Source organism: Hafnia sp., assembly GCF_036648275.1.
Lineage (GTDB): Bacteria > Pseudomonadota > Gammaproteobacteria > Enterobacterales > Enterobacteriaceae > Hafnia > Hafnia alvei.
The window spans coordinates 1-6,563 of sequence record NZ_JAVXIQ010000059.1 but is presented as its reverse complement, the minus strand read 5'-3'; the positions used below and the strand labels follow the sequence as shown (position 1 = coordinate 6,563).

Below are 6,563 nucleotides of genomic sequence, written 5' to 3'. Positions count from 1 at the left end.
GGCCCCAACTGGATTTGAAGTCCAGCCGCCCCACCGGGGACGATGATCTTCCATTAGGAGATCGAGAGAGTCGGCAATTATACCCCGAAATCCCTGCAATGCTAAAGGATAAATCCTTGTTTCGCGACGCCCATGGCATATTCAAAACATCGTTTTATTTTTATCGGTACAAGTTTGGTACTCTTCGCTGCATAAATAACCGCCCCTAATTTGCAGGAGATACCATGTCTAAGAAAGTCGCTGTATTGTTGGCTAAAGGATTTGAAGAAGCTGAAGCTATCATGACCATCGACGTGCTGCGCCGCCTTAATATCAGCGTCACCACGTTAGCCTGCCAAGATATGTTGGAAATCACCAGCTACCACAATATTCGGATGTTTGCCGATGCACTTCTGGAACGCAATATGGATGAAACCTTCGACGCCGTTGTGATCCCCGGCGGGCCAGAAGGAACCGTTAATCTTGCCGCGAACCCCTTAGTGGTTGAATTCATTCGTCGCCACGACGAAGCAGGGAAATGGATTTGCCCCATCTGTTCTGCCGCTGCCCGCGTACTGGGCGGTAATCATCTGCTCAAGGGGCGCCGCTATACTTGCTCAGGCGAGCTTTATCAGGATGTGAAAGACGGTATATACGTGGATGAAAAGATCGTTGAAGACGGCAACTTACTGAGTGGTAAAGGTCTGGGCGTCGCCTTTGATTTTGCCTTCCATCTAGGCTGGAAGCTGACCGGCGATAGTGCCAACGTTGATTTTCAGGTAGACCACATCTATTACGATTTCTGGCGTACGCGCGCCTAAAATATAGACGCAGCTAATAACTTAACTGCGTCTCATCTTTCCCTATAATAACTCTGTTTCAAAACCGGTTACCTTGATCACATAAAACACAAAACATAATTTCAGAACCAAAAAACACAATGGTTAGCGATATATCCTTGCTCTAAAAATGGCGTATTGAATTCACACTAGATGCGCCTCAGAGGGATATATGAGCAACCATATTCTGTCAATGCGGGAAAAAATCGGTTATGGGCTAGGCGACGCCGCTAGCCATATCGTTTTTGATAATGTCATGTTTTACATGATGTTTTTTTATACGGATATTTTTGGTATTCCAGCCGGCTTCGTTGGCACCATGTTTTTAGTGGCTCGAGCGCTGGATGCTATTTCCGACCCCGTCATGGGTCTGGTGGCCGATCGCACCCGTACCCGCTGGGGGAAGTTTCGCCCCTATGTGCTATTCGCCGCCATTCCATTCGGCATCGTCTGTGTCTTCGCCTACAGCACGCCAGATCTTAGCCTAACGGCAAAAATGGTTTACGCCGCATGTACTTATACGCTGCTAACGCTTATGTATACCGTCGTCAACATTCCATATTGCGCACTAGGCGGCGTTATCACTGCCGATCCAACACAGCGTATTTCCCTACAGTCCTATCGCTTCGTGCTGGCGACCGCCGGCGGCATGCTAAGTACCGTACTCATGATGCCACTGGTCAATTTCGTCGGTAAAGGCAATCAGGCTTTCGGTTTTCAAGGAGGGATTGCGATACTCGCCCTTGTCGCTGTATTCATGTTGGCTATCTGTTTCGCTACCACCAAAGAACGTATTAGCGATGAAGGCGCGATTCAGGGCAGCATGCGTGAAGATCTCAGAGACATCATGCGCAATGATCAATGGCGTATCGTCGGCCTGCTAACCATCTTTAATATTTTGGCGGTGTCTGTGCGCGGAGGGGCAATGATGTACTACGTCACCTATGTGCTTGGTGCTCCACCAGAAGGCTCAGCGTTGTTTAATCTTCTGTCCCTACTTCACAATCCCCCCGTATTTACCGTGTTCTTAACCGTTTACTGCGTTGGCAATCTTTTTGGCAGCGCTGCTGCCAAGCCACTGACTGATTGGAAATGCAAAGTAAGCGTATTCTGGTGGACCAACGCGATTTTAACGGTATTGAGCGTAGCGATGTTCTTTGTACCTATCGGCGCGAATATCACCATGTTTGTATTCATCTTTATCATCGGCATCCTGCATCAGTTGGTCACCCCAATTCAGTGGGTGATGATGTCCGATACGGTTGATTACGGCGAATGGAAAAGCGGAAAACGTCTCACAGGGATCAGCTTTGCCGGTACGTTATTCGTTCTAAAACTGGGTCTGGCACTCGGCGGTGCGTTGATTGGTTGGATGCTCGCGGGCTCAGGCTACCAATCCGGCGCAGCAACCCAAAATAGCGCCACCATGGCCAGCATTATTGCCCTATTCACGCTGGTTCCAGCCATTTGCTACTTCCTTAGCGCCGTGATTGCGGCTCGCCTTTACACCCTACGTACTCCTTTCATCAATCGCATCCTAAAAGAGCTAGCCGCAGGTGTACGCCGTAACGAACAAGAATTTAATCAAGAGATGAAGACATCAGAGGACTTAAGTCATGAAAATCAGTGACGGTAACTGGCTCATCCAAGAAGGACTCAGCCTAATCCACCCATTATATGTATTCGAGGTGGAACAACATGACCGTGAGATGATCGTCTATGCCGCCCCACGCGACGCGAGCGTTCGTTCTGCACAGCTAGACACACCGTTGTTTACGCTGCGTTTCTTCTCCCCGCAGGAAGGCGTGATCGGTGTACGCATCGCACACTTTGCTGGACGAGTGGAACGCGGGCCACAGTATCCCTTAACTCACTCCACCGAACATCTCATTCGGATGGAAGACACCCATAGTTTTGCCGCGCTGCATAGCGGAAATCTCAGCGTGCGAGTCACCAAAGGTGAAAACTGGGCGTTAGACTTTCTACGCAGTGGCGAACGTATTACTGGCAGCGTAGCAAAATCCAATGGCTATGTTCAGAACGCTAAAGAGGGCAAAACACATCTGTATGAGCGTCTCGATTTAGGCGTCGGTGAAACCGTCTATGGCTTAGGTGAACGATTCACTGCTTTCGTGAAAAACGGGCAAAACGTTGAAACCTGGAACCGAGACGGCGGCACCAGTACCGAACAAGCCTACAAAAATATTCCATTCTACTTAACCAACCGCGGTTACGGCGTGCTGGTGAATCATCCCGAATGCGTGTCATTTGAAATAGGCTCAGAAAAAGTCTCGAAAGTGCAGTTCAGTGTGGAAGGCGAATATCTGGAATATCTGATCTTTGACGGCCCAACGCCGAAACAGGTTCTCGATCGCTATACTCGTCTAACAGGCCGCCCAGCACTGCCGCCTGCGTGGTCATTCGGCCTATGGCTAACGACTTCATTCACCACTAACTACGACGAAAAAACCGTCAATAGCTTTATCGACGGCATGGCGGAACGTAATCTGCCGCTACACGTATTCCACTTTGACTGCTTCTGGATGAAGGCATTCCAATGGTGTGATTTTGAATGGGATGCAGAAACCTTTCCCGATCCGCAAGGCATGCTCAAACGCTTGAAAGCGCGAGGGTTAAAAATCTGCGTATGGATTAACCCCTACATTGGACAAAAATCTCCGCTGTTCAAAGAGGGGATGGAAAAAGGCTATCTGCTTAAACGCCCGAACGGCGACGTATGGCAGTGGGATAAATGGCAACCAGGACAGGGAATTGTCGATTTCACTAATCCAGCCGCCTGTGACTGGTATGCCAGCCATCTGAAACGCCTGATTCATATGGGAGTGGATTGCTTCAAAACCGATTTCGGCGAACGCATCCCGACAGATGTCGTATGGCATGACGGTTCATGTCCACAAAAAATGCATAACCACTATGCTTTTATTTACAACAAGTTAGTTTACGAAGTCTTGCAGCAGACATTGGGTAAAGATGAGGCGGTGTTGTTTGCACGCTCGGCATCCGTGGGCGCACAGCAATTCCCCGTTCACTGGGGCGGCGACTGCTACGCCAACTATGAATCCATGGCTGAAAGCCTGCGTGGGGGATTGTCGCTAGGGTTGTCTGGGTTTGGCTTTTGGAGTCATGATATCGGCGGATTCGAAAATACCGCGCCAGCTCACGTCTACAAACGTTGGTGCGCATTTGGTTTGCTCTCCAGCCACAGTCGCTTGCACGGCAGTAAATCTTATCGTGTGCCATGGGCATATGATGACCAAGCCTGCGACGTGGTGCGTTTCTTCACTGAGTGGAAATGCCGCCTGATGCCGTATCTGTATGCCGCATCTGCGCAGGCAAGGGATACGGGTTCACCAGTGATGCGCGCCATGATGCTAGAGTTCCCAGACGATCCTGGCTGTGATTATCTGGATCGCCAATACATGTTGGGAGATTCGCTGCTGGTTGCACCGGTATTCAGCGAAAACGGCGACGTTAGCGTCTACTTGCCGACTGGGCGTTGGACACATTTGTACACTAACCAAGAAGTCACCGGCGGCTGGCGTAAAGAGCGCCATGACTTCAACAGCCTGCCGCTATATGTTCGCCCAAATAGCCTGATTGCGATTGGAAATAATAGCCAGAAACCAGATTACGACTATGCCGACGGCACTGTTTTCCACCTGTTCGTCCTAGAAGACGGCGCACTGGCTCAAGCGGTGATCCCTGCCGCCGACGGCAGTACTCAGTTCACGCTTAGCGTACGACGTGAAGGCAAGCAACTCCATGTCAGCAGCACAGGTAACGCGCGCAACTGGAGTCTGTGCTTACGCAATATTCACAGTGTGAGTGCCGCGACTAACGGTTCAGTACAGTCTGACGAAATGGGCATTATTGTTATCCCACAGCAAGGCTGCAGCGAGCTGACGGTCTCCTTGAAATAGCCGTTTTGACGCCAAAGACAATCGCCAGCGCTTTAAACGCTGGCGATTTTTTAATGGCGGCTCAGTGCCCATTCTCGTGGATAATGTGACGGAACAAAGCGCAGCGTCAGCAGCATAAGTCCGACCACCAGCACTGCATGGAACATCCAATCCAGCAGGAAGTTACCGCTTAAGCTACGCAGTAAACCGGAAAGATACGGCGATAGCCCGGCGACGATAAAACCAATACCTTGCATAAAGGCCACTAAACGCCCCGCAATAGCTGGCTGAGGTGAATGGTCGAGAGCCAGAACCAAACACAGCGGGAAAGCACCACCGAGCCCAAAACCGCACACTACCGCCCACAGTACCGACATCTGGAGTGGCAACCAGATAAATCCGCAGAAACCGATCAGTTGTAACGTAAGCGCCGCCATTAATAGGCTGCGCCGATCTTGTTTACGCGCAAACATAGGCAGAATGAGCGCGCCCGCCGCCTGCCCTACCGTCATCAACGCCAGCAAACTACCACTGAACTGTGCCGTGGCACCAAGCTGCATATAGTAAGGTGGAAGCCATGCAATCAGGCTGGTATAACCGCCGTTGATCAACCCAAAATACAGGCCCAGCGTCCACGCGCGTGGACTAAGATGTAGCCGCAATGGCTGCGCTAATTGCGACGATTTTATCGGCTGGTTGAGCGATTTACTCTGCGGCCACCAGCCGATTAACGCAACCAGTGCTGGCAACGCCCACCATGCTAAAGAACGATGCCAAACGTCGCTATGCTCAGCTAACCAAGGCGTTAGCGCCGCGCCTAAACCACCACCACCCATCAATGCCGCTGACCACAGTCCCATCACCAATGGCATACGCCGCTGGAATGTTCGTTTGATCACCGCCGGCATTACCGCTTGAATAATCCCGATGCCAATACCGCCAAGCAACGCGCTGCTCAGCAGCAATAGACTTTGCGGTGCCAGTTCCCGCAGTAAAGCCCCCACGGCAATGGCCAACAGGCTCAATGCCACACTATTACGCTCGCTGAAATGGCGATCAACCCAACCACCTGCCAACGCTAAAACGCCCATCGCGACAACGGGCAACGCGGTTAACAACGAAACGGCAGTGAAACTCATCCCACTGGCTTCACGTAACTGTGGCAGCAATGGACCAATAGACGTCAACAACGGGCGCATGTTCAGGCCGATCAACACCAAAACTAACAACATCAATCCATGCTTTTGTGTTTGGCTCATGACTGCTTTTGCGCCCAACGTTCATACAGCTTACGACCATTCAACTGCGGTAAATGATGGATTGGCAAAGTTTGCTGTTCTAACGGTAACTGCAGTTGCTGATAAATCGCTGCAGTAGAGAGTTTATAGTCTTCCCCATCCTGATTACCGTTGGCGAAATACACCGCCTGCACGCCGGTCAGATACATGGCACTCAAGCACATTGGGCAAGGCTGACCGCTTGCATAGACCACACACTCACGCAGCGCAGTACTACCATGACGTGTAGAAACATCACGAATGCCGTTCAGCTCGGCATGTGCCGTTGGGTCACCGTTAAGATGAATGGTATTCACCGCTTCGGCGACAACCTCTCCATTACGTACGATTACCGCACCAAATGGACGCCCGCCCTGCTCAACGCTCTCCGCCGCCAACGCTAAAGCGCGCTGTAGGTACTCATCATGAGAAGACATTCGTGACTCCTGTTAATAAAAAGTTAGCAGAGTAAGAATATTCGAGAGTGAAGGGGAATAATAGTGTGAAGTGATAATTCGTGGGGCTGCGGTGTAATGTTTCGATCGCCT

At 50.8% G+C, this 6,563-nt stretch carries 6 protein-coding genes; 4 read left to right on the top strand and 2 right to left on the bottom strand.

Going from position 1 to position 6,563, the window contains the following annotated elements; all coding sequences use genetic code 11:
• The 4 genes from RSC70_RS20800 to yicI all read left to right on the top strand — a co-directional run.
• The coding region (locus tag RSC70_RS20800) for a hypothetical protein (protein ID WP_332542898.1) at positions 1 to 209 on the top strand (209 nt) is incomplete at its 5' end.
• A gap of 15 nt (positions 210 to 224) precedes the next feature.
• A complete protein-coding gene (locus RSC70_RS20795) occupies positions 225 to 800 on the top strand; it encodes a DJ-1/PfpI family protein (protein ID WP_008815620.1) in 576 nt (191 codons plus the stop codon).
• Positions 801 to 990: 190 nt separating this feature from the next.
• Complete coding sequence (locus RSC70_RS20790; protein ID WP_008815621.1) at positions 991 to 2,448, top strand: glycoside-pentoside-hexuronide family transporter; 1,458 nt, start codon at positions 991 to 993, stop codon at positions 2,446 to 2,448.
• A complete protein-coding gene (yicI, locus tag RSC70_RS20785) occupies positions 2,435 to 4,759 on the top strand; it encodes an alpha-xylosidase (RefSeq protein WP_332543474.1) in 2,325 nt (774 codons plus the stop codon). The genes RSC70_RS20790 and yicI overlap by 14 nt, the downstream gene beginning before the upstream one ends.
• Before the next feature lie 50 nt (positions 4,760 to 4,809).
• Here yicI and RSC70_RS20780 read toward each other — a convergent pair whose 3' ends face one another.
• A complete protein-coding gene (locus RSC70_RS20780) occupies positions 4,810 to 5,997 on the bottom strand; it encodes a cyanate transporter (protein ID WP_008815623.1) in 1,188 nt (395 codons plus the stop codon).
• Complete coding sequence (locus tag RSC70_RS20775; RefSeq protein WP_004091228.1) at positions 5,994 to 6,452, bottom strand: nucleoside deaminase; 459 nt, start codon at positions 6,450 to 6,452, stop codon at positions 5,994 to 5,996. The genes RSC70_RS20780 and RSC70_RS20775 overlap by 4 nt, the downstream gene beginning before the upstream one ends.
• Positions 6,453 to 6,563: the final 111 nt, after the last annotated feature.